This is a genomic window from Nonomuraea sp. ZG12 (assembly GCF_052068115.1).
GTDB lineage: Bacteria > Actinomycetota > Actinomycetes > Streptosporangiales > Streptosporangiaceae > Nonomuraea.
Genome location: NZ_JBQHCW010000008.1, coordinates 282,726 through 304,333, shown reverse-complemented (window position 1 = coordinate 304,333; position 21,608 = coordinate 282,726). Strand labels below are relative to the sequence as shown.

20 protein-coding genes and 1 riboswitch are annotated in these 21,608 nt (G+C 69.7%); of the genes, 4 read left to right on the top strand and 16 right to left on the bottom strand.

Annotated features, from left to right (window positions below; genetic code table 11):
- Positions 1-66: 66 nt before the first annotated feature.
- The 3 genes from ACTMTF_RS24190 to ACTMTF_RS24180 all read right to left on the bottom strand — a co-directional run bounded on the left by ACTMTF_RS24190 (position 67) and on the right by ACTMTF_RS24180 (position 2,756).
- Complete coding sequence (locus ACTMTF_RS24190) at positions 67-786, bottom strand: glycoside hydrolase family 25 protein (RefSeq protein WP_441112716.1); 720 nt, start codon at positions 784-786, stop codon at positions 67-69.
- A gap of 12 nt (positions 787-798) precedes the next feature.
- Positions 799-942, bottom strand: a riboswitch (cyclic di-AMP (ydaO/yuaA leader).
- A 246-nt stretch (positions 943-1,188) separates the two neighbouring features.
- Positions 1,189-1,401: an MbtH family protein gene (locus tag ACTMTF_RS24185; RefSeq protein ID WP_397012968.1), complete on the bottom strand. Its 213-nt coding sequence runs from the start codon at positions 1,399-1,401 to the stop codon at positions 1,189-1,191.
- A 38-nt stretch (positions 1,402-1,439) separates the two neighbouring features.
- Complete coding sequence (locus tag ACTMTF_RS24180; protein WP_441112715.1) at positions 1,440-2,756, bottom strand: lysine N(6)-hydroxylase/L-ornithine N(5)-oxygenase family protein; 1,317 nt, start codon at positions 2,754-2,756, stop codon at positions 1,440-1,442.
- A 115-nt stretch (positions 2,757-2,871) separates the two neighbouring features.
- Here ACTMTF_RS24180 and ACTMTF_RS24175 point away from each other — a divergent pair, with 115 nt between their 5' ends.
- Positions 2,872-3,819 carry a methionyl-tRNA formyltransferase gene (locus ACTMTF_RS24175; protein ID WP_441112714.1) on the top strand — a complete coding sequence of 316 codons (948 nt, stop codon included), beginning with the start codon at positions 2,872-2,874 and terminating at the stop codon, positions 3,817-3,819.
- A gap of 86 nt (positions 3,820-3,905) precedes the next feature.
- Positions 3,906-4,427: a snapalysin family zinc-dependent metalloprotease gene (locus ACTMTF_RS24170; protein ID WP_441112713.1), complete on the top strand. Its 522-nt coding sequence runs from the start codon at positions 3,906-3,908 to the stop codon at positions 4,425-4,427.
- A gap of 51 nt (positions 4,428-4,478) precedes the next feature.
- Here ACTMTF_RS24170 and ACTMTF_RS24165 read toward each other — a convergent pair whose 3' ends face one another.
- On the bottom strand, positions 4,479-5,273 hold the full coding sequence (locus ACTMTF_RS24165; protein ID WP_441112712.1) for an alpha/beta fold hydrolase: 795 nt from the start codon (positions 5,271-5,273) through the stop codon (positions 4,479-4,481).
- 54 nt (positions 5,274-5,327) lie between these two features.
- Here ACTMTF_RS24165 and ACTMTF_RS24160 point away from each other — a divergent pair, with 54 nt between their 5' ends.
- Complete coding sequence (locus ACTMTF_RS24160; RefSeq protein ID WP_441112711.1) at positions 5,328-6,065, top strand: TetR/AcrR family transcriptional regulator C-terminal domain-containing protein; 738 nt, start codon at positions 5,328-5,330, stop codon at positions 6,063-6,065.
- Here ACTMTF_RS24160 and ACTMTF_RS24155 read toward each other — a convergent pair.
- A complete protein-coding gene (locus tag ACTMTF_RS24155) occupies positions 5,978-6,442 on the bottom strand; it encodes an ATP-binding protein (protein ID WP_441112710.1) in 465 nt (154 codons plus the stop codon). The two genes, ACTMTF_RS24160 and ACTMTF_RS24155, sit on opposite strands and share 88 nt — an antisense overlap.
- Before the next feature lie 298 nt (positions 6,443-6,740).
- Here ACTMTF_RS24155 and ACTMTF_RS24150 point away from each other — a divergent pair, with 298 nt between their 5' ends.
- Positions 6,741-7,106: an STAS domain-containing protein gene (locus ACTMTF_RS24150; RefSeq protein WP_441112709.1), complete on the top strand. Its 366-nt coding sequence runs from the start codon at positions 6,741-6,743 to the stop codon at positions 7,104-7,106.
- Positions 7,107-7,170: 64 nt separating this feature from the next.
- Here ACTMTF_RS24150 and ACTMTF_RS24145 read toward each other — a convergent pair whose 3' ends face one another.
- The 11 genes from ACTMTF_RS24145 to ACTMTF_RS24095 form a co-directional block, all read right to left on the bottom strand.
- Positions 7,171-7,812 carry a hypothetical protein gene (locus tag ACTMTF_RS24145; protein ID WP_441112708.1) on the bottom strand — a complete coding sequence of 214 codons (642 nt, stop codon included), beginning with the start codon at positions 7,810-7,812 and terminating at the stop codon, positions 7,171-7,173.
- A complete protein-coding gene (locus tag ACTMTF_RS24140) occupies positions 7,809-8,789 on the bottom strand; it encodes a hypothetical protein (RefSeq protein WP_441112707.1) in 981 nt (326 codons plus the stop codon). The genes ACTMTF_RS24145 and ACTMTF_RS24140 overlap by 4 nt, the downstream gene beginning before the upstream one ends.
- Positions 8,786-9,394 carry a vWA domain-containing protein gene (locus ACTMTF_RS24135; RefSeq protein WP_441112706.1) on the bottom strand — a complete coding sequence of 203 codons (609 nt, stop codon included), beginning with the start codon at positions 9,392-9,394 and terminating at the stop codon, positions 8,786-8,788. The genes ACTMTF_RS24140 and ACTMTF_RS24135 overlap by 4 nt, the downstream gene beginning before the upstream one ends.
- A gap of 63 nt (positions 9,395-9,457) precedes the next feature.
- On the bottom strand, positions 9,458-10,405 hold the full coding sequence (gene pip / locus ACTMTF_RS24130) for a prolyl aminopeptidase (RefSeq protein ID WP_441112705.1): 948 nt from the start codon (positions 10,403-10,405) through the stop codon (positions 9,458-9,460).
- 72 nt (positions 10,406-10,477) lie between these two features.
- On the bottom strand, positions 10,478-12,184 hold the full coding sequence (locus ACTMTF_RS24125; protein ID WP_441112704.1) for an ABC transporter family substrate-binding protein: 1,707 nt from the start codon (positions 12,182-12,184) through the stop codon (positions 10,478-10,480).
- Positions 12,181-14,250: an ABC transporter ATP-binding protein gene (locus tag ACTMTF_RS24120; RefSeq protein ID WP_441112703.1), complete on the bottom strand. Its 2,070-nt coding sequence runs from the start codon at positions 14,248-14,250 to the stop codon at positions 12,181-12,183. The genes ACTMTF_RS24125 and ACTMTF_RS24120 overlap by 4 nt, the downstream gene beginning before the upstream one ends.
- Positions 14,247-15,086, bottom strand: a complete 840-nt coding sequence (locus tag ACTMTF_RS24115; protein WP_441112702.1) for an ABC transporter permease — start codon at positions 15,084-15,086, stop codon at positions 14,247-14,249. Before ACTMTF_RS24115 ends, ACTMTF_RS24120 begins: the two co-directional genes overlap by 4 nt.
- The gene (locus ACTMTF_RS24110) at positions 15,087-16,064 is read right to left on the bottom strand and encodes an ABC transporter permease (protein WP_441112701.1); all 978 of its coding nucleotides are present in this window, start codon (positions 16,062-16,064) and stop codon (positions 15,087-15,089) included.
- Between the two features lie 391 nt (positions 16,065-16,455).
- The gene (locus tag ACTMTF_RS24105) at positions 16,456-18,765 is read right to left on the bottom strand and encodes a rhamnogalacturonan lyase (protein WP_441112700.1); all 2,310 of its coding nucleotides are present in this window, start codon (positions 18,763-18,765) and stop codon (positions 16,456-16,458) included.
- 192 nt (positions 18,766-18,957) lie between these two features.
- Complete coding sequence (locus ACTMTF_RS24100) at positions 18,958-20,568, bottom strand: Coagulation factor 5/8 type domain-containing protein (RefSeq protein ID WP_441112699.1); 1,611 nt, start codon at positions 20,566-20,568, stop codon at positions 18,958-18,960.
- A 104-nt stretch (positions 20,569-20,672) separates the two neighbouring features.
- Complete coding sequence (locus ACTMTF_RS24095; protein ID WP_441112698.1) at positions 20,673-21,581, bottom strand: lytic murein transglycosylase; 909 nt, start codon at positions 21,579-21,581, stop codon at positions 20,673-20,675.
- Positions 21,582-21,608 lie beyond the last annotated feature (27 nt).

The window sequence follows — 21,608 nt, the reverse complement described above, 5'->3', positions numbered from 1 at the left end:
ACTCTAAGTGACGGACGATCTTCCCGTACGAATCGACCGCTGGATGACGGTCAGCGGGGCGCCTGCTCAGGCGGTGCGGCCGAGGGCGCGGAGCTCCTCGGGGGTGAGCGGGGAGACGTTCTGGTCGACGGGGTTGTCGGAGTACTGGTGGATGGCCCAGGACTTCCAGTCGGCCGGCGGGGTGACCGTGCCCTTGGCCTTGCTGTAGTGGGCGACCCAGAGCGGGTACTCGGCCAGCCCCTTGCCGTAGGTGTCGGCGAAGTTCCAGCCGCTGTAGAACATCGGGGTGGTGCCTGTCTTGTCCTTCACGTGGGCGAGCCAGGTCTTGGCCCAGCCGTTGACCTCGGCGACGGAGCGGCCGTCGGTGGTCTCCAGGTCCAGCACCAGCAGGTCGCCGGGCTTGGCCGGCTGGGAGTTCACCATGGACAGGAAGTGCTCGGCCTCGGCGATGGGGTCGTTGGCCGGGTGGCCGTAGTGGTAGGCGCCGCGGACGATGCCCTTGGCGTCCAGTTCCCGCCAGTGCCGGGCGAAGGCGTGGTCGCGGAAGGTCACGCCCTCGGTCGCCTTGATGATGCCGAATTCGGCGGGGCTGGCGTTCCAGTCGTGGTCGGGCTGGTAGTTCGAGACGTCCTGGCCGTACGTGAGCGGGACGGTGCGTTCCTGGGCGATGGGCGCGTTCTCCGGCGGCGCCGCGTGGGCGGGGCCGGCCATGGCCAGGCTCGCGGCTGCGAGGGCGAGTCCGGCGAGGGCGCGGGTGAGGGGTGTGCGCAGGCGGGGGTCGAGCATGAGGGGGTTGACTCCTTGCTTCCATGCCGCCTACCGGGTTAGCTGACGGGTTCGGGCTGGGAAGTGCCCTACGGGCGCAGCTGGGCTGGCGTCCGATTCACCCCGGAAAAGAGTGGGTCCCCGGCTCCGCGTGAGCGGATTAGGCGGCCGCGCACTGCCCTGGCTGGCAGGGGGTCCCACCAGGGCAGCGCGCGGTCCGGTCAATGATTCGGCAACGGATGGTCTAGGGGAGCCCCGTTCCGGCTGCCGTAATGACCGAGAAGGTATATAACCCCCAATGTCCCCGCAAGAGGTACAAACATCCACATAGACTCCGACTCCATCTGTCGGATGCCGCAACCCCTTGCCTGTAAGGGATTCCCGCCTCTAGGTAGATCTTTGACCGAGCAGGGCGCGCGACGATCAGCCGTCCATCGCCTCGGCGAGTGAGCGGGGGCGCAGGTCGGTCCAGTGGGCCTCGACGTAGTCCAGGCACGCCTGCCGGGTGTTCTCCGCGAAGGCGACCGTCCACCCGGCGGGGACCTCGGCGAAGACGGGCCACAGCGAGTGCTGCCCCTCGGCGTTGACCAGAACCAGGAAGCGGCCTTCCGCGTCGTCGAACGGGTTGGTGCTCATGTACGGATTCCTCCTCGGAAGCAGTCAGGGACAGAGGATCAGCGGGACGCCGCTCGCGACAGGGCGTAGGGGTTCGGGCTGCGCAGCCGGCCGGCCATCGACTGGACGATCTCGCCCACCCGGACCGCCGTGTTGGACAGCAGGGTCGAGGTGAGGCCGTGGGTGTGCTCGGTGGCCCCCTGGACGTAGATGCCGCAGCGCATCGCCGGCGACGTCGCGATCCGGTAGTCGCGGCCGACCCGCAGCCCGCCGCCGGGAAGCCGGTCGCAGTGCTCGCCGATGGCGCCCAGCAGGGTCAGCGGGTCGGCCGGGCGGTAGCCGGTGGCGAAGACGACGACGTCGGCGTCCAGCGGGGTCCGCTCACCGGTCGGCAGGAACTCCACCGTGGCGCGTACCTCCGTCTCACCCGGTTCGACCTCGACGAGCCGGGAGGCGTTGAGGATGCGCAGCCGCTCGGTGCCCCGCACCTTCTCCTGGTAGTGGCGACGGTAGAGCTCGTCGATGACCTCCAGGTCCACCACCGAGTAGTTGGTGGAGGCGTGGTAGCCGAGCAGCCGCGACTTCACCTCGTCGGGGGCGGAGTAGAAGTGGTCGACCGCCGTGGGGTCGAAGATGCGGTTGGCGAAGGAGCTGTCGTCGGCGGGGGTGTAGCCGTACTTGGCGAAGACCGCGCACACCTCGGCGTCCGGGAAGGTGTCGTGCAGATGGCCGGTCACCTCCGCGGCGCTCTGGCCGGCGCCGACCACGATGATCCTGCGCGGGTCGCGCAGGCCGGGGAGCCGATCGAGCAGCTCCTCGCTGTGCCAGACGCGCTCGTCGCTCACCATGCCCTCCGGGAGGACCGGTTCGAGCCCGGCGGCGACGACCAGGTCACGGGTGCGCCGGGTGGTCAGCGTGCCGTCGCTCTGACGGACGACCACGTCCAGGTACTCGACCGTCCCGGCCACGGCCACCGGGGTGACGGCGACGACCTCGGATCCGTACTCCACCTGATCGGCGAAGGGCGCGGCCGCCCATTCGAGGTAGTCGTGGAACTCCATCCGGGAGGGGAACATGGTCTTGTGGTTGATGAAGTCGAGCAGGCGTCCCTTGTCCTGCAGATAGGTGAGAAAGCTGAACTCACTCGCCGGATTCCGCATGGTGACCAGATCCTTGAGGAAGGACACTTGCATGGTGGTCCCTTCCAGCAGCATGCCCCGGTGCCATCCGAAGGCGGGCTGTTTGTCGAGGAACACGGCGTCTATCAGATGGCCCGTCCGCGCATGGTGCTCGCGTAAGGCGATCGCAAGGGCGAGGTTGGACGGCCCGAAGCCGATGCCTACGAGGTCGTGGACGTGCTGATCCGTAGAGGACAATGTAGCGCCTTCCTGGCGGGCCGATTCAGGGGTGGATGACCTACCTGAATTAGGTTAGCCTGACCTAATTAAGGCGAGCCTAACCTGATCGGATCCCCTCGACAAGGAGACACCCATGCGGGTCGTGATGTTCGGTTACCAGACCTGGGGGCACCGCACCCTCCAGGCGCTGCTGGACTCCGAGCACGAGGTCGTCCTCGTGGTGACACACCCAGAGAGCGACCACGCGTACGAGAGGATCTGGAGCGACTCGGTCGCCGAGCTGGCGCAGGCCAACGGCGTCCCGGTGCTGCTGCGCGACCGGCCGGACGACGAGGAGCTGATGACCCGGCTCAAGGACGCCGACCCCGATCTCATCGTCGCCAACAACTGGCGGACCTGGATGCCGCCGCAGATCTTCCGCCTGCCCCGCCACGGCACCCTCAACGTGCACGACTCGCTGCTGCCGGCCTACGCGGGCTTCTCGCCGCTGATCTGGGCGCTGATCAACGGCGAGGAGGAGGTCGGCGTCACCGCGCACATGATGGACGAGGACCTGGACGCCGGCGACATCGTGGTGCAGCGCGCCGTGCCCGTCGGGCCCGAGGACACCGCCACCGACCTGTTCCACCGCACGGTCGACCTGATCGGCCCGATCGTCGCCGAGGCGCTGGACCTGATCGCCTCCGGCCGGACCGACTGGACACCGCAGGACCGGTCGAAGGCCAGCTTCTTCCACAAGCGGTCGATCGAGGACGGCGACATCGACTGGACCTGGCCCGCCGAGGACATCGCCCGGCTGGTCCGGGCCCAGTCCGACCCCTATCCCAACGCCTTCACCCACTACAACGGCCGGCGCGTCCGCGTGCTCAAGGCCTCGGTGTCCCAGGGCGTCTACGGCGGCACCCCCGGCCGGGTCTTCATCCGCGAGGGCGGCGGCGTGGTGATCGTCGCCGGCGCGGAAGCCCGCCGGGGCCGCAGCCATGGGCTGGTGATCGAACGCGTCCGCACCGAGGACGGCACGGACCTGCCCGCCACCGAGCTCTTCCGCACCATGGGCGGCTATCTCACCCGGGGGGCATAACACCGCGATAGGGGCAAATTGCCAGCTCTCCTCCCGGGAGTGTCACGCATACCGTGACAGCGTCGCCACTCCCGGAGGAGCCCCCCATGCCAAGCCCCCTGCGACTCGCCCTCTCCCTCCTGCTCACCCTCTCCTTCCTTCTGATCAGCTCCCCCGCCCAGGCCATCACCCTGGTCAGGGTGCTCAGGTACGACGCGAGCCGGGCGGCTGAGTTCCGGGGCGCGGTGGACCAGGCCGCGCAGATCTGGAACTCCAGTGTCGCCAACGTCCGGCTGGAACCGGGCACGCCTGCCCACTTCACCGTGCGCGCCGATGACGGCTGGCCCCGGGCGCTGCCCACCAGCCTGGGCCGGGGCACGATCTGGATGGGCAGGCAGGCAACCGACCAGGGCTACCACCCGGTGCGCATCGCCGCCCACGAGATCGGCCACATCCTCGGCCTGCCCGACCGGCGCACCGGCCGCTGCTCGGACCTGATGTCCGGCTCCAGCGCCGGGGTGAGCTGCACCAACCCGAACCCGAACGCGGCCGAACGGGCCGAGGTGGACGGCAACTTCGCCGGTAGCACGCCGCAGGTGACGTTCGGCAACGTGTACGTGAACCGCTGACGACCGGCCTCACGCTCCCGCCGGTGCGGTCGAGCACCGGCGGGCCGGGCCTCAGCGCAGAACCTTGACGGCGAGGGCCGCCACGACGTCGACGACGTCGGCGGGGGCCTTCACGTGCGCGCTGTGCCCCTGCCCGTGCAGCACCACGCGCACCGTGTTCGGCATGGTGCGGGCCAGGACGTCGAGGCGGTCGCCGAGATGAGCCGGGCTGCGGTCGCCGCCGAGGAGGACGGTGGGCGTCTCGATCATGGCGTAGGCGTCGAGGCGGTCGCCGAGCCGGTGGATGGCGAGGGCGTCCTCGATCTGACCTGGGACGAGGGCGCGCATGCGCGGATGGACGGCCACGAACAGCCCGATCAGCCGGGCCTGGCCCGCCGACAGCCGGACGATGTCACGTACGAAGATCTCCAACGCCTTCCCCGGCCTGCCCGCGGCGAGGGCCGCCTGGGCGCGCTCGATCGGCTCGCCCCAGGGGGACGAGGCGGCCGGGGATGGCGGCTCGTACAGGACCGCGCCCGCGAACGCCGACGGCGACGCCGCCATGGCCTCCAGGGCGACCACCGCGCCCGAGGAGTGCCCCACGACCAGCACCGGCCCCCCGATCGCCGTGGCCACCGCCAGGACGTCCTCTACCTCCTGGGCGATCGTGCACGGCGGGCCCCCGAGGTCGAGCCGGTAGCGGCGGCGGTGCAGGCGCACCACGCGGAAGCGCGGCGCGAGCCGTTCGCCCACCTTCCGCCAGGCCGAGCCGTCGTCGAGGCCGGGGCCCAGGACGAGGACGGCGGGGCCCCGGCCCGCGTCCAGAGCGCGGACGTCCGTGCCGTCGGCGGATGTCACGGTGATCATCGGCAGCCTCCTTAGCGATGCTAAGGAGAGCTTAGCACCGCTAAGCTGGCAGGGATGAGCGAGAGCAGGCGGGCCGGGCTGACCCGGCAGATGATGATCGACACTGCCTTGGGCCTGCTGGAGGAGGTCGGCCTGGAAGGGCTCACCGTGCGCCGGCTCGCCGCCGAGCTGGGCGTGCGGTCCCCCGCGCTCTACTGGCACGTCCGCACCAAGCAGGAGCTGCTCGACGGCATGGCCGACCGGATCGTCCTGGCGGCCAGGATGGGGCCGCCTCACGACGGCGAGTCGTGGCAGGACTGGCTCGCCCGCCGAGCGCGCGCCTACCGCCGGTCGCTGCTCGCCCATCGCGACGGCGCGCGGCTCGTGGTCAGCGCCACACAGCTGAGCGCGGCGGCGACACGCCTGCTCGATGAGGAGCTGACCGCGATGACGAGCCGCGGCTTCTCACCGGTGCTGGCGCTGCACACGATCACGACCTTCAGCCGCTACGTCACCGGCTTCGTGCTCCAGGAGCAGGCGGCGCCCCGCCCGCCGGCCGAGGCGCCGCAGGACCGGCTCGCCGCGCTCGCCGCGATCCTGGAGGGCGGGGAGTCGGCCACCCTGCTCGTCGCCCTGCGCGAGGGCGGCTCCTCCCTCGGGGAGAGCGCCTTCGAGCACGGCCTGCGGGCGCTCATCGACGGAACGGCCGCGGCCCTGTCGCGGCCTCAGCTCACCGCCCCGGAGCAGTCGCCGTCCGACGTGAACGCGTCCGACGTGAACGATGTCACGAACGGCGGCACCGGCGGCTTGTAGCGCATGGACATGCGCAGGCGGGTACGGCCGTCCGGATGATCGAGGGTGACCTCGTCGCACACGCAGCGGATCACCCACAGCCCGAATCCGTGCGAGGAGGTCGGATCGACGTGCGCCGTGGTCAGGTGCTCGGGCAGCAGGGTGCCCGCCAGGTCGACGACCTCGACGGTCACGCCGTCGTCATCGCTGGTGGCGCTCACCGTGCCCGCCGCGCCCGCGTGGTCCAGGACGTTGGTGACGGCCTCGTTGACGGCCAGCGTCAGGTTCTCCAGCCGGCCGCCCGAGAGGCCGGCGTGCTGGGCGAACAGGCGCACCAGGCCACGGATCAGCCCCAGGTCGTAGGTGATGGGGCAGCGCAGCTCGAACTGACCGCTCATGTCTTCACCTACCGGATGCGGGGGCAGGGCGCGCGTAAAGCATGTTCCCTCGGGCAGAAGCTCAAACGACCCGGCACTCGGGGCGGGCGGGGGCACGCGGGGCACGGCTGACGGGCACAGCTCACGGGCACGCGCGACGACCGGCGCGGACACGGACGGTGACCGCCGGAGACCGTCCCCCAGCATCGATGGTGCCATGCCGAGTGCGTTCAGGGCCTGTTTGTGTCAGATTCGCGGGATTTCGCAGCGCTGATGCCCGTACGGGTCGCGTCCTGAAGTCGACCATCCCGGAGGCGCGATGATCTACGAATCTCACCGACAAACCCAGGTGACCCACCTTCCCCATCCGCCCGGCCTGCGGGTGACGGGCGAGATCGACCGGAGCAATCGGCGTCTTCTGGCCGACGGCCTGCGATGGGCGGCCCGGCGCGGCGGTCAGGACATCCGGCTCGACCTCGCCGGACTGACCTTCATCGACGTGGCGGGGCTGCGCCTGATCCTCGTCACCGCCGCCGCCCTGTCCCCTGCGCGCCGGCTGATCCTCGATCCGGCTCCGTCCCACGTACGAGAGCTCCTCGCGCGGCTCGGCTGGAGCCTGAGCGCCGACCTGCACCTGTACGTCCCGTCACCGCCACCCCTCGCCGATCCGCACCAGCGTCCATGAAGGCCGGCTTCGAGCGGCGGGGTGACCGTGGCCGCCAGGCCGGCAGGGGGCGCATCGCGGGTCGTCAGCACGGCGCGGACACGGCGACGTTCTGGTCGGACAGGCGAATCACGCGGCCCTCCACCATGAACAGCGAGGTCCCCGCACTGCCCCCGAGCCGGAGCACGCACCCCGCCGCCGGGGACGGCCTGGCCGGGTCGGCGGAGCTGAGCCGCACCGGGGTCACCCTGATCGCGGACATGCCGAGCAACCCGAAGTCCACCGGCCGGCCGGCTCGCGCGTCGGCCGCGAACCGGTCCCCCAACCGGAACGGCAGGACCAGCAGGAACACCACGATGAATCCCACCAGCGCCCCGGCCACCCCCCGCAGCCAGTGGCGTCCGTGCAGCGGCAGCCGGACCTCCATCAGCGACCGGACCTCCGTCCCCACGGACAGGACGAGGTCGGTCGACCGCACCAAGGTGGCCCGCCCCTGCAGCCAGCGGGCGGCCAGCAGCACCGCCAGGGCCGCCAGGCCGACCAGGAACGCGCGCGCCACCAGCCAGGTGAAGGTGATCCCGACCTCCTCCGGCTCCACGCCCAGGCTGCCGTAGAACCGGGCCATCAGCACCCACCCGAAGGCGTAGGACAGCCCGGCGACGCCGGTGGTGATCTGCGCGGCCTGTCCGGCCCACTCCGAGATCCAGGCCCACGTCGGCCTGTTCACACGTACCTCAGCAGCACGAACACCGCCAGGACCGCCCCGATGACCAGCCCGATCAGGAAGGCCAGCCGGTCCGCCGGTTCGGTGACGTCCGGGTTCCCCACCGACGCGGGCTCGACCACGGTCCCGGTGGTCTGGGCCAGCGCCCCGCCCAGCGCGCGGTCCCATTCCGACAGCGACGGCCGGTCATCGGCGGAGCCGTGTGCCCTCGTCACCATCGGCGTGAGCGCGGCGGGAAACCGATCGGGCGGCAGCGGGTCCCCCGGATGCCAGTAGGGCGAGACCAGCGTGCGCGCGGCCAGCAGGCCGAGCACGTAGGACGTCGACGCACCGTCCGGCCGGTCCACTTTCCGGGTCAGCACCCGCGGATCGGTCCAGTCCACGGTGGTGTAGAGCGGCTGCCTGCTCGGCTCGGCGAGCAGCCGCAACGAATCGCAGTCCAGGACGAACACGGCGGGCGGGTCGAGCTTCCACAGCAGGTTGTGCGCGGCCAGATCCTCGTGGACCAGGCCGCGCTCGTCCAGCCAGGCCAGCACGCCCACCAGTTCGCGGAGCAGCTCCACCTTCTGCCGGTCCGTGGCCCGCTGGACGCCGAGCCTCTCGGCTCGCTTCTCGTACAGCAGGAAGTTGAAGTCCCGCACCCGGGTCCGGCTCGCGGACAGCGTGACGTGGAAGTCCTGTGCCGCGCGCACGATCAGCACGCCGGCGACGCGGTCGCCGTCGCACACCACGGCGACCGGCCAGGCCAGGCGCGTCCGCGCGAAGGCGGCCGCCTTCGGCGTCAGCTTGGCGTGCGTGTCGACCAGCCGGTCCAGCTCGGCCGCGTGGTGCGAATCGCCGTACCTCTTGTACAGCAGCGTCTTGCGCTGTCCGAGCACGGTGTGGACGGTCGCTGAGCCGCCGGTGGCCAGCACTCCGCCGAGCCCGACCTCGGCCTCGGTGATCCGGGCAGGCACGGGCGCCCAGGCTTCGGCGCTCATGCGTCGTCCGGGCGGATGAGGCGCCGGGACGTCGCCAGCGGGGCGAGGTGATCCATGAGCCCGGCGCAGATCTCGCTCATCAGCGGCTGGTCCGGCGCGTCGCCGAGCGCTCGGATGAACGTGGCCCGCATCGCGCCTCCCATCTCCTCGGCTTGCGAGTCCCGCAGGCCGATGGTGAACAGGACGATGTTCGGGTGGGCGTGCCGGTAGAACCTGGCGAAGGCCCGCTCCCAGCCCGGATCGGCGGGCGCGCCGTCGGTCACCAGCAGCACCAGCGGCCGGTAGGCGAAGACGCCCGACGCCATGTGCGCGGCCGCGTCCGTGTTGGTCAGGTCGGTCAGCAGGTCGAACATGGGCGCGAAACGCGTCTCCCGGCCGGGGACGAGTTTCGGGAACTCCTCGACCTCGGTGATGTCCACGAGCGGTAACACACACCGGGCGCTGTCGGCGAAGGCCACGGCGCACACCCGCACGCGGTCGCCCAGGAGCGGCGAGTACAGCAGCTCGTCAGCGATGGCGGCGAGCGCATGCTCGAACTCGACCAGCCGCCCCGCCATCGACCGCGACGTGTTGATCACCAGGTAGATCGGCATCACCCTGCGCATGAAGCCCTCCCACCGTACTAACGGCCCGCCCGCCACCGCCGTTACAGGGAGAGCGGGAAACAGTCAGCCGGCGAAGCCGTCCACGGCGGCGTGCAGCTCCTTGCGCAGGGTGTCGCTTCCGGTGTGTCCGGAATCCTCCACCACCACGAGGCGCGCGTCGGGCCAGGCCTGGGCCAGTTGCCAGGCCGTCTCCAGCGGCGAGCCCAGGTCGAACCGGCCGTGGATGAGCACGCCGGGGATGCCGGCCAGCCTGTCCGCCTCACGCAGCAGGACGCCCTCCTCCAGCCAGGCCGCGTTGGAGAAGTAGTGGGCGCAGATCCGGGTGAAGGCGAGCAGGTCGGCGGGCGGGCGGTCGCTGTAGGCGTTCGGCTTGCCGTTGACCTCCAGGGAGATCACCGTGTCCTCCCACGTCGTCCAGTCGTGGGTCGCCTTGGCCCGCACGCCGGGATCGGGGTCGGACATCAGCCGGGCGTAGGCGGCCAGCAGGTCACCGTCGCGCTCGGCCTCCGGCACGCCCTCGCGGAAGCGCTGCCACTGCTCGGGGAAGAAGCGGCCGACGCCTCGGTAGAGCCAGTCGATCTCGGAGCGGCGCGTCATGGTGACGGCGATGATGACGATCTCCGACACCCGCTCCGGATACGCCTCGGCGTAGGCGAGCGTCAGCGTGGACCCCCACGACCCGCCGTACAACAGCCACCGATCGACGCCGAGGTGCTCGCGCAGCCGCTCCATGTCGGCGATCAGGTGGTGGGTGGTGTTGGTGGACAGATCGACGGCCGGGTCACTGGCGTGCGGGAGGCTGCGGCCGCAGTTGCGCTGGTCGAACAGGATGATGCGGTAGCGCTCGGGGTCGAAGGTGCGGCGCTGGTTCACGCTGCAGCCGGAGCCGGGGCCGCCGTGCACGACGAGCGCCGGCTTGCCCTCGGGGTTGCCGCACACCTCCCAGTAGACGAGGTGACCGTCGCCGACGTCGAGGTGCCCATGGTCGTAGGGCTCGATCGGGGGATTCATCGGATCATCCTACAGAACGAAGACGATCTCCCCGCCGGAAACCGGCGGGGAGATCGTCACGCGTGCGGGGGGTCAGCCGGTGAAGCCGACCTGGGTGTAGTCCCGCCAGTGGTAGCCGAAGGCGCCCCAGTTGGCGAGCGTCTTCTTGGTGGCCTGGATGTCGGGGCGCTGGTACAGCGGAATGGTGTGCACCATGTCCCAGACGAGCTTGTCCGCGGCGTTGGCCTTCTCGAAGGCCTTGACCGGGTCCATCTCGCTCACCGCGGCGTCGATCGCCGCGTCCACGGCGGGGTCGCTCGCCTTGGGGAAGTTGCTCTCCGAACCGGTCTTGTAGATCTGCTGCAGCGAGCCGAGCGGGAGCGGGTCGCCGATCCAGGAGAACGGCACCAGGTCGAAGTCGCCCTTGATGATGAAGTCGGTGAAGAACTTGTCATCGGGGACCGGCCGGATCGTGATCTTGATTCCGGCCTCCTTGAGCATGGCCTGGGTGAGCTCGCCCTCGGTCTTGGCGTACGGCACGCCCGCGGGGACGACGAAGCTCAGCGCGAACTCCTTGCCGTCCTTCTTGCGGTACTCGCCTTCCTGCTTCCAACCGGCCGCGTCGAGCAGCTGCTTGGCTTTGTCCAGGTTGTACTTACCCAGGTCGCCGGAGTTGTCGACGTAGCCCTTGTGGTTGTTCATGAAGACGTGGTTGTTGAGCGCCTGGATCGGCCAATCCATGTCCTTGAGGTCGGACTGGGTGATCACATCCCGGTTGATCGCGTACTGGACGGCCTGCCGGACCGACTTGTCCTTCAGGAAGTCGCTCTGGTTGTTGACGGTGATGTGCCGCCAGTTGGGGCTGAGCGACTTGCGGACGTCCACGTCGGGGACTTCCTTGGCCCGCTTCAGGTCGGCCGGGCTGCCCGGCGGGATCTCCACGCCGTCGAGCTCGCCGTTGGCGAAGGCGTTCACCTGCGCGGCGGGCGTCTCGATCGTCCGGAAAATGATCTTGTCGAGCTTGGCCTTCTTGCCCCACCACTTGTCGTCACGCACGACGGTGAGCGTCTTGGTGCCCTCGTCGATCTTCTCCACCTTGAAGGGCCCGGCGGTGACCGGAACCTTCTGCAGGTAGTCCTTGTCGTACGCCTCGGGCGTCTCCAGGTGCTTGGCGGGGTGCAGGAACGGCGAGCGGGAGAACAGGTCCTGCCACTCCGGACGCGGCTTGGTGTAGGTCACGATGGCGACCTTGTCCGTGTCGCCCTTGGTGATCGACTCGATCTGCTCGTAGCCGTCCGTGGAGGCCGGCTTGAACTTCTTGTTCTCGCCGTTGTTGGCCTTCCAGGTGGCCTCGAGGTCCTTCCAGGTGATCGGCGTGCCGTCCGACCACACGGCCTTGTCGTTCAGCGTGTAGGTGACGACCTGCTTGCCCCCGGACATCTCGTTCTTCACGTCGGTGACGAAGTCGGGGTTCGGGGTGTAGTTGGCCTCCTCGTCGGCCACCATCAGCTGCGGCATGAGGGTGTCCATCATGAACGCGGTGTCGTCCTGGTTGCCGTCCACGTGGTTGGTGTTCCACTGGCTGGGCCACTGGCCGATCGACAGGGTCAGCGTGCCGCCGTCCTTCACCTGCTCGTACGGCACGGGATTGATGCTGATGCCCGGCGTCTGCGCCATCTGCTCCTGAGCCTGCTGCGACTGCTCGGCCTTCGGCGCCTGAGCGCCGCCACCACCGCCACAGGCCGCGACGGCCATGGCGAGGACCGCGAGTCCCGCTCCTGCCCGATAACGAACCTTCACAATTCCTCCTGATCTTCCGAGGCCGTGATGACCTCGATCTCTTCCGCGTAGTGACAGGCGACGCCGTGATCCATGGCGTTCGCGTGCCGAGCGACCAGCGGTTCCTCGTCCACACAGCGCCGCTGCTCCGCCTGGCTGAGCCGGGCGAACTTGGGGCAGCGGGTGCGGAACCGGCACCCCGATGGCGGGTCCGCCGGGCTGGGCAGGTCACCTTCGAGCAGGATGCGCTTGCGTGAGCGTTCCAGCACGGGGTCCGGCAGCGGGATCGCTGACAGCAGCGCCTGTGTGTAAGGGTGCGCGGGGCGGTCGTAGACGTCCTCGACGGCGCCGATCTCGGTGATCTTGCCGAGGTACATGACCGCGACCCGGTCGGCGAGGTGCCGGACCACGGCCAGGTCGTGCGCCACGAACAGGTACGACAGCCCCAGGGTGTTCTTCAGCCGCTCCAGCAGGTTGATGACCCCGGCCTGGATGGACACGTCGAGCGCGGAGACCGGCTCGTCGAGCACCAGCACCTTCGGGTCGAGCGCGAGCGCGCGGGCGATGCCGATGCGCTGGCGCTGGCCGCCGGAGAAGTGCTGCGGGTAGCGGGCGGCGTGTTCCGGCGCGAGCCCGACCAGCCGCAGCAGCTCGTCGACCCGCTCGGCCACGTTCTTGCGCCCGTGGGCGCGCAGCGGCTCGGCGATGATGTCGCCGACCGGCATGCGCGGGTCGAGCGCGGCCATGGGGTCCTGGAAGACGATCTGCAGCTCGCCGCGGAGCTCCTTGTGGGCGGCCTTGTCCAGCGTGGCGCTGTCCTTGCCGAGCACGACGACGCGGCCGCGCTGCGGCGCCCGGAGCTGCATGATCTGCTGCAGCGTGGTCGTCTTGCCGCAGCCGGACTCGCCGACCAGGGCCAGCGTCTCGCCCTGCGCGATGTCGAAGCTGATGCCGTCGACCGCGTGCACCGTGCCGACGCGGCGCTTGAACACCGCGCCCTTCATCAGCGGGTAGTGGCGGATGACGTCGTCGAGCTCCAGCACCGCCGGGCGCTGCTCGCGCGGCACGCGTACGGCATCGCTCGGCGGGATGACGGGGACGGGGAAGACGTCGGCGCCGGTCAGGTTCTTGTGCTCGATCTCGCGCGAGCGGATGCAGGCCACCTGACGCCCGCCGCCGATCTGGACCAGCGGCGGCTCCTCGTCGTCGCACGCGTCGACCTTCATCGGGCAGCGCGGCGCGAACGGGCAGCCCGGCGGCAGGTCGACCGGGGAGGGCGGGTTGCCCTCGATCGGGACCAGCGGCCCCTCGTCGCCGTCGATCCGGGGGATCGAGGCGAGCAGACCCATCGTGTACGGCATGCGCGGCCGGTAGTAGATGTCGTCCACCTGGCCCTGCTCGACCGGCCTGCCCGCGTACATGACGAGCACCCGGTCGGCCATGCCCGCGATGACGCCCAGGTCGTGGGTGATCATCACGATGCCGGCGCCCGTCTCCCGCTGGGCGGTCTTGAGCACCTCGAGCACCTGGGCCTGGATGGTGACGTCCAGCGCGGTGGTCGGCTCGTCGCAGATCAGCAGGTCAGGGTCGTTGGCGATGGCCATCGCGATCATGGCGCGCTGGCGCATGCCGCCGGAGAACTCGTGCGGGAAGGACTTGGCCCGCACGTCCGGATGCGGGATGCCGACCAGGTCGAGCAGCTCGACGGCCCGCTTGGCGGCCTTGTCCTTGGGCAGTTTCTGGTGCACCCGGATGGCCTCGGCCACCTGGTCGCCGATCGTGTAGACGGGGGTGAACGCCGACAGCGGGTCCTGGAAGATCATGCTGATCGACTTGCCGCGGACCTTGGTCAGCCTGCCTTCGTCGAGGCCGAGCAGCTCCTGGCCGTGCAGCTTGACCGAGCCGCTCACCGACGCGTTCGGCGCGAGCAGGCCCATGATGGCCAGCGAGGTCACGGACTTGCCGGAGCCGGACTCGCCGACGATGCCGAGCACCTCGCCGCGGGAGACCTCGTAGCTCACCCCGCGCACGGCCTCGATGCCGCCGGGGAAGGTGACGTTGAGGTCGCGGACCTCCAAGATGCTCATGAGTTGCTCCCCGGGTCGAGTGCGTCACGCAGTCCGTCGCCCAGCAGGTTGACGCTCAGCACCAGGACCACCAGCAGACCGGCGGGGAAGGCGAACAGCCAGGGGTAGCCGGTGGCGTTGCGGGATCCTTCGGCGATCAGGGTGCCGAGTGAGACGTCGGGGGGCTGGATGCCGAAGCCGAAGAACGACAGCGCCGCCTCGCCGATGACCGCGGCGCTGACGTTGAGCGTCGCGTCGATGATCAGCAGGGAGGACAGGTTCGGCACGATGTGCCGGAAAATGATCTTCCAGCGCGGGATGCCCATGTAGACGGCGGCCAGGACGTACTCCCGCTCGCGCAGTGAGAGCGTCATGCTGCGCACCACCCGGGAGGTGATCATCCAGGTGAACGCCGCGAGCAGCGCGACGAACCAGAGCCAGGAGGCGCCCTTGAGCCGGGGTGAGACGATCGCGATGATGAGGAAGCTCGGCAGGACGAGCAGCAGGTCCACGCCCCACATGAGCACCTTGTCCACCCAGCCACCGAAATATCCGGCGAACGCTCCCACCAGGGCCGCGAGACCGGTGGAGATGAGCGCCACCAGCAGCCCGATGATGATCGACTTCTGCATGCCACGCAGCGTGACCGCGTACATGTCCTGGCCGATCGTGGTGGTCCCCCACCAGTGGTCGGCCGACGGAGGCGACAGGAACGCCAGGAAGTCCTTGTCGGTCCAGTCGTACGGGCCGACGTACGGGCCGACGTAGGCGAGCGCCACCAGCAGGATCAGCGCGATGGCGCCATAGCGGGCCTGCCTGTTGCGCAGCAGCCGCGCGAATACGACCTTCGAACGCACCTAACTCACCCGCACTCGGGGATCGAGGGCCGCCACCAGCAGGTCCGAGAGGAAGGCGGCGGCCAGGACACAGACGGCGGAGAAGAAGCTCACCGCGGCGACGGCGTTGACGTCGTTCTGATGGATCGAGTCGATCAGCCAGGCCCCCATGCCGTGCCAGGCGAAGATCTTCTCGGTGAACGTGGCTCCGGTGAGCATCGTCCCGAACGCGAAGGCGAAGTAGGTGGCCGCGGGGATCAGCGCGGTCCGCAGCGCGTGCTTCAGCAGCGCGGTCCTGCGCCGCAGCCCCTTGGCCATCGCCGTGCGGACGAAGTCCTGGTTCAGCACGTCGAGCATCATGCTGCGCTGGATGCGGCTGTAGAAGGCGATGGAGCCGAGGCTGAGCGAGATGGTCGGCAGGATCAGGTGGTTGAGCCGGTTGAGGAACTGGTCCCAGCCCGTCAGCCTGGGGTTGTACTCCCCGGTGTACTCGATCAGCGTGAACCCGAGCCCTCGGTTGAGGTTGTAGGTGCCGATCGCGAGCAGCGTGGCCAGCACGAACACCGGGATCGCCATCACCACGAAGGAGCCGACCCCGATCAGGCGGTCGGCGAATCTGTACTGTTTGACGGCCGAGTAGGCGCCCAGCGCCACCCCCAGGGCGAAGCCCACGAGCGTGCCGACGAGCAGCAACCGCAGGCTGACCATGATCCGCCGGCCCATCTCGTCGTTGACCGAGCCGCCGTTCCAGGTCTTGCCGAAGTCACCGGTGACCACCCCCGACACCCAGGTCGCGTACCGCTGCAGCACGGGTGTCTTGTCGTTGAGGTTGTACGCGTCGAGGGTCGCGTCGATGACGGCCGTGGGGACCGGTGGCTGACGCCCTTCGTAGGCGGCACGCGGGTTCATGGTGGTCGCGGCGAGCATGTACGCCAGGCTCGCCGCCACCGCGACCAAGATCACATTTATTGCCAACCTGCGAAGCAGGTACTTGCCCATCACTCTCCGTCCACGTTGGACGGGGCCGGTGGTTCGGGATGAAGACGGCCCCCACAACGAAGACGCCGCCTGACATCATGGAAATCCATTGATGTGAAGACGACGTTCAAGTGAACAATATCGGGCTATACGTAACGGTCAGCAAGGGTTAAATATAACAGTCAGATTACCGAGCTCCGCCTCGGCGCCCTTGTTCGACCACTCCGACCTGCAGTAATACCGCCCCGAGCCAAGATGTCGCAATATAGGGACATTGTCACGAGATCCAGACAATGCACGACAGAATGCGGAAGACTTTCGTGATCTAATCCCTCGGGTAAGCGGTTCGACCGGATGACGCCGAGCGCTTATCACCCTATTCCGGCATCGCCCTCGCCACGCGAGGCGGCCGCTACCGATCCGCGTGACGCCGGGCTCCGGGCACCGGGACCCGCGACCAGTCGATGTCCGAGCCGAGATGGAAGCTCGGATAGGCCGGCTGGTTGTACCCCGTCTGCTGCCGGGCCACATCCGCCCGATACTGCGGATCGTGCATGAGGGTGTAGAGCTTGCGGTCCGTCACCTCGGTGCTGACGTACATCCGGATCGCGCCGCTGTCGGCGGTGCGCACCAGCAGCTCCTCCCGCCAGTCGCCGAGGACGTCGGCCACCAGGGCGGGGTTGCCCTTGGTCCCGTTGTTGGTCAGCGTGCCCTCCGCCGTGAGCAGCGTGCCACGCGCGCGGTCGTCGATGGTCGGGGTCGTGGTGGCCGTGCCGTTGACGATCTGGGTGGTCATGTCGGCCGCCCAGCGGATGCTCATGTTCGTGCCCGGCGCGTCCCTGCCCAGATACTCGCCGCGCGCCGACCACAGGCCCGCCTGGACCGTCTGGCCGGGCGGCATCGACGACCAGGCCTCCAGGCCACGGACGGCGGGATCGATGTCGCCGACCATGCCGCGTCCGGTGTCCACGCCGCTGTAGCCGCCGAAGAGCACCTCGCCGGTGGCGGCGTCGCGCATCGCCCAGCCGTAGGGGGCCGACCGGCCGCCCTCGTGCACGGTCCAGATCTCCAGGCCGTCGCGGTCCGGGTCGAGGTCGCCGACGTGCATCGCGTCACCGTGCCCCAGCCGCACGCGCCTCCCCGGCACGTCGCTCTGCGGCGGTCCTTCGGCGAAGGAGGAGTAGAGCAGGTCACCGTCGTCGTCGATGGTCGCCGCGCCGTACACGACCTCCTGCCTGCCGTCGCCGTCCACGTCGGCCACGCCGAGGGAGTGGAAGCCCTGCGTGGTGATGGTGCCGAACTCGGGGTCGGAGCCGTCCACGCCGTGCGGGGCGGCGTGGAACGGGTTGGCCATCGGCACGTGACCGCTGTCGACGTACCAGACCTCCTTCAGCCTCCGGCCGTTCCAGTCGTAGGCCACCAGCGTGGCGCGGGTGTAGTAGCCGCGGGCGAAGATGGCCGACGGGCGCTTGCCGTCGAGGTAGCCGACGGCCGACAGGAAGCGGTCGACGCGGTTGCCCGGCTCGATCCGGGACATCGCGTAGTCGCCCCACAGGAGGCCGTCGTCGCCGCGGGCGGGCTTGTACGGGATCGTCTGCAGTTCCCTGCCGGTGGCGCCGTGCAGCACCGACAGGTACTCCGGCCCGGTGATGACGAAGCCGGCGAACTCCCGCAGCCGGTTGTTGCCGCTGCGGCCTGGGGCGTAGACGTCGACGAAGTAGGTGGCGAGCTCGGTGGCGGCCTGCCGGGAGAGCGGGTAGTCGTGCGCGGGTTCGATGCCGAAGGCCTGCTCCAGCGTCGCCGGCCAGCGTCCGGCGACCACCTCGGGATGCTCGTGCCAGCCCAGGAACATCTCGACGACGTGCTCGAAGTAGTCCTCGGCGCTCTTGCGGTGGTCGTCGGTGTGCGCGTGCCCCGACTTGACGTCCCGCCTCGGCAGCGTGATGTGGCGCTCGGAGACCACCTCGCCGCCCGGCGCGTACCGAATGATCTTGGTGCCCGGGGCGGTCTTGACCATCATCTCCGAGCGGCCGTCACCGTCGAAGTCGTACACGAGAAACTGCGTGTAATGGGCGCCGGATCGGATGTTGACACCCAGGTCGAGCCGCCAGAGCAGGGTGCCGTCAAGGGTGTAGGTGTCGAGATAGGTATTTCCGGTGTAGCCGCGCTGGGAAACGTCCTTGGCATTCGACGGATCCCATTTGACGACGAACTCGTAGCGCCCGTCGCCGTCGACGTCACCGACGCTCATGTCGTTGGCCGAGTAGGTGTAGGCCTCCCCCGCCGGCGTGACCCCGTCGGCCGGTTTCCGCAGCGGCAGGTCATAAAACGATTCAAGCCACGGCGCGACCGGAGCGCTGCGCCGGCCCTCCCTGCCTTGGACGACGGGGGCCACGCGGTACTCCGCGGAGCCGGTGCCCGCGGCGTCGTGATAGTTGGTGCCGCCGGTGACGGTCGCGATCGGCCGGCCGTCGCGGTAGACGCGGAAGTCCGGCCCCGTCATGCCGTCGTCGCCGTGCCCGGTCACCTCGTCGCCGAGCAACCGCCAGCTCAGGAAGACGCCCTCGCCGGTGGAGGCGGCGACCAGCCCCCGGTCGAGACGCTCCATCCGCGGCCCGTGCCGCTCCCCGGCCGCCGCGCCGGCCGGAACGGCCACCGGCGTCGTGCAGAGCAGGGCGGCCACGGCGGTGACGAATGCGCGACGGATGCTGGGGCTGCTCATGGCACAGGCTCCTCGCGTCCCAAAGGGATTGAAACGATATAAGCAGACGGGACGCTATTGGCGTGTCACGCCCCTGTCAAGGGCCCAGTCATCGGCGTTGTTCACGGTGATGAACGTGCCGCGAGTACGCCTTCCGGCCGATTGACGTGGCGATTGACGGTCGTTCGGGTGAATGTCAGAAGGATCCCCCGGTCAACGTCCTGACGCGACAGCGGGCCGATGTGCGGCCGCCTCCCAGGTGCGCAGGTAGGACTCGGCTCCCGCCGCCAGGTCCTGGACGATCTCCGGACCGGCGAGGAGCCGCATGTCCTCGATCCAGTCGGGCACCAGGCCGTAGTGGGCGACGCCGTCGGTGTTGACGTCCCAGACCCGCTCGCCGGTGCGCTGCCGGTCCAGGCGCACGCTGCCGTCGAAGGAGGTGAAGGGGTACGTGACCGGGCCGACGGCGCCAGGGGCCCGGGGGCCCGGCAGCCGGCCCATGCCGTTGACGTCCAGGCCGTAGCCGTAGCCGGCGACCTGGTGCGCCTGCCGGAGCGGCTCGGTGCGCCGCCATTCGGCGACGAAGTGCTCCGAGTCGTGCCCGTACTGGGTGATCATGCCGCCGAGGGCGTAGATCCTGCCGAAGTAGCCGGGGTCGGCCCAGCTGTGGGAGGAGATCACGCCGGGGTAGTCCGCGGCCTCCAGGAGGTCGAGGGTGCGGTCGGCGGCCTTCACGCTCATGTGGTCGATCTCCACCAGCATGCCGCGCCGCATCAACCCCTGCACCATGTGCTCGCCGAGCCCGCTCAGCCCTCTGGTGTTGCAGTGCGGGGCGGGGGGATACAGCGGCAGCGAGACCCCCGGCGGCAGCAGCCCGGCGAGCTGGTCGGGCAGGACCCCGCCGGGCTCGATCGGGTTGTCGTGCTCGGCCCCCGTGCAGGTGCGGGCCTGCCAGAAGGAGCCGGTGCTGAGCAGGTTGCCCAGGTTGACGATGGCGCCCTGGGTGCCGGAGTCGAAGCGGACGCCGCACAGCGCGTTGTCGTACTTGTGGCAGACGTACATGCTGCGCACGCCCAGCTCGTACAGCTCGTCCAGGCCGCGGTCGATCTGTGCCCTGGTGCAGTGCGGGATGCCGAAGGTCTGGCGGCAGCCGAACGGCTCGGAGGCCTCGACGCCCAGGACGACGGCGAGCTTGCCGGCCGCGACGGTCCGCCTGGCCTCCGCCGCGTCGTGCACGATCCTGAACCAGCCCAGGCCGGGCCCACCGTGCTCGGCGTCGATGTGCTCCTGCAGCTCGCGGGCTCGCTGGGCCTGGAGTCTGAGAGTGTCCATCTCATCGCAGGAGTTGCGCCTGAGCGGGTAGATGGCGCACAGCTGGCGGTTGGCCACCAGGTGATTCACCATGATCCGCAGCCCGCCGCGCCAGGCCCGTTCCACCCAGGTGTAGTGGGCCTGCTGGTGGGTCAGCGAGTCGTGGGCCGGCCAGTCCGCGAAGGTGGGCCAGCCCACCGGGTCGTGGGTGCCGGTCGGCGAGCCGGTCCTGGTGAAGTTCTCGAACCAGGCGAGCTCGCCGTTGGGGTGGTGGTCGGCGCAGTCCTTCAGCGCCTCCTCGATCCCGTCGGGGTCGAACGGCCTGCCGCACATCAGCCTGCCGCCGAACGCCTCGTAGGAGAACAGGTGGCTGTGCGCGTCGACGAACCCGCGGACCTCGGCGGCGGCCTGCGCCGGGCCCGCCTGCGCGGTGGCGCCCGTGGACCCGGAGACCAGCGAAGCGGCCAGGAGAAGCACGACGGCGAGTGTCCTGGCGGCGGAACGACGACACATCACGGACACCTCACCGGGCCGGGTATCAATCCGCCGTCAGCATCCCCTGCCTCAGTGGGGGCGACAAGACCCAAACATGAGCCGGTCTCAGCCGGGCCGCCGGGTCACGGACCGGTCAGGCGGCGCTCCCCGTCCGTGGTCAGGACGAACACCTGCCAGTTGTAGTAGACGTAGTAGTTTCTGGCGTCCCGCTTGATCTGGCGGGCGTGCAGGAGGATGGCGTCCACGTACGCCTGCGACGGGTTATAGGCGTGCAGCGCCCGCTGATAGTCGCGCGGCGCGCCGGTGGCGCGCAGATAGTTGGCGGCGGCCATGACGGCGTCGCGCGGGTCCTGGATGTCACCGCCCAGGCCGTACGCCTTCCAGGTCGCGGGCATGAACTGCATGGGGCCCTGGGCTCCGGCGTGGCTGTCCGACTTCACCCTGCCGAACTTGGTCTCGGCCAGCATCACCGCGGCCAGCACCTCCCATTCCACCCCGAAGCGGCGCTCGGCCTTCTTGAAGTGGCGCAGCAGGTCGGCGGCGGGCAGCGCGGGCTGGACCTTGAAGGTGGCCGAGCCCTTGATGGGCCTGGCCAGGGCGAGCAGCTCCTGGATGGCCGCGGTCTCGTCCTTGGACTGGGCGGCGAGCGTGCGCGGCAGCTTGGCGAAGGCCTTGGTGGCCACCTTGGGGTGGCGGGCGGCGTACCGGAGAATGCGCTGATGGTAGAGCGCCAGGAGCTCGACGTCCTGCGGCGGCTTCTCGCTGTCGCCTTCGTTCCACGCGTCGATGGCGTCGTAGAGCGCCTCGGCGGTCGTCTCCAGCGCCTCGGCCAGCCGCGCCGCGTCCTTGGGGATCACCTCGTTGGGCGCGGGGAGCGCCACCGCCGGATCGGTGGTGGCCGACGGCAACGCGGACGCGAGCGACGGCGAGGGGACGGCTACGGGCTGCGGCTCCTGCCCGCCGCAGCCCGCCACGGCGACGAGGGCCGCGACCGCCACGGCGGTTATCCGGTCAAATGGACGTTGCTCCATGACCGCCCAACTTACCCGGTCGAGATC

What these genes read in the sequence shown, in the direction of transcription:
- ACTMTF_RS24190 (WP_441112716.1), bottom strand. Translation starts at nt 786, where the DNA reads ATGCTCGACCCCCGCCTGCGCACACCCCTCACCCGCGCCCTCGCCGGA.
- ACTMTF_RS24185 (WP_397012968.1), bottom strand. Translation starts at nt 1,401, where the DNA reads ATGAGCACCAACCCGTTCGACGACGCGGAAGGCCGCTTCCTGGTTCTG.
- ACTMTF_RS24175 (WP_441112714.1), top strand. Translation starts at nt 2,872, where the DNA reads ATGCGGGTCGTGATGTTCGGTTACCAGACCTGGGGGCACCGCACCCTC.
- ACTMTF_RS24170 (WP_441112713.1), top strand. Translation starts at nt 3,906, where the DNA reads ATGCCAAGCCCCCTGCGACTCGCCCTCTCCCTCCTGCTCACCCTCTCC.
- ACTMTF_RS24165 (WP_441112712.1), bottom strand. Translation starts at nt 5,273, where the DNA reads ATGATCACCGTGACATCCGCCGACGGCACGGACGTCCGCGCTCTGGAC.
- ACTMTF_RS24160 (WP_441112711.1), top strand. Translation starts at nt 5,328, where the DNA reads ATGAGCGAGAGCAGGCGGGCCGGGCTGACCCGGCAGATGATGATCGAC.
- ACTMTF_RS24155 (WP_441112710.1), bottom strand. Translation starts at nt 6,442, where the DNA reads ATGAGCGGTCAGTTCGAGCTGCGCTGCCCCATCACCTACGACCTGGGG.
- ACTMTF_RS24150 (WP_441112709.1), top strand. Translation starts at nt 6,741, where the DNA reads ATGATCTACGAATCTCACCGACAAACCCAGGTGACCCACCTTCCCCAT.
- ACTMTF_RS24140 (WP_441112707.1), bottom strand. Translation starts at nt 8,789, where the DNA reads ATGAGCGCCGAAGCCTGGGCGCCCGTGCCTGCCCGGATCACCGAGGCC.
- ACTMTF_RS24135 (WP_441112706.1), bottom strand. Translation starts at nt 9,394, where the DNA reads ATGCGCAGGGTGATGCCGATCTACCTGGTGATCAACACGTCGCGGTCG.
- pip (WP_441112705.1), bottom strand. Translation starts at nt 10,405, where the DNA reads ATGAATCCCCCGATCGAGCCCTACGACCATGGGCACCTCGACGTCGGC.
- ACTMTF_RS24120 (WP_441112703.1), bottom strand. Translation starts at nt 14,250, where the DNA reads ATGAGCATCTTGGAGGTCCGCGACCTCAACGTCACCTTCCCCGGCGGC.
- ACTMTF_RS24110 (WP_441112701.1), bottom strand. Translation starts at nt 16,064, where the DNA reads ATGGGCAAGTACCTGCTTCGCAGGTTGGCAATAAATGTGATCTTGGTC.
- ACTMTF_RS24105 (WP_441112700.1), bottom strand. Translation starts at nt 18,765, where the DNA reads ATGAGCAGCCCCAGCATCCGTCGCGCATTCGTCACCGCCGTGGCCGCC.
- ACTMTF_RS24100 (WP_441112699.1), bottom strand. Translation starts at nt 20,568, where the DNA reads ATGTGTCGTCGTTCCGCCGCCAGGACACTCGCCGTCGTGCTTCTCCTG.
- ACTMTF_RS24095 (WP_441112698.1), bottom strand. Translation starts at nt 21,581, where the DNA reads ATGGAGCAACGTCCATTTGACCGGATAACCGCCGTGGCGGTCGCGGCC.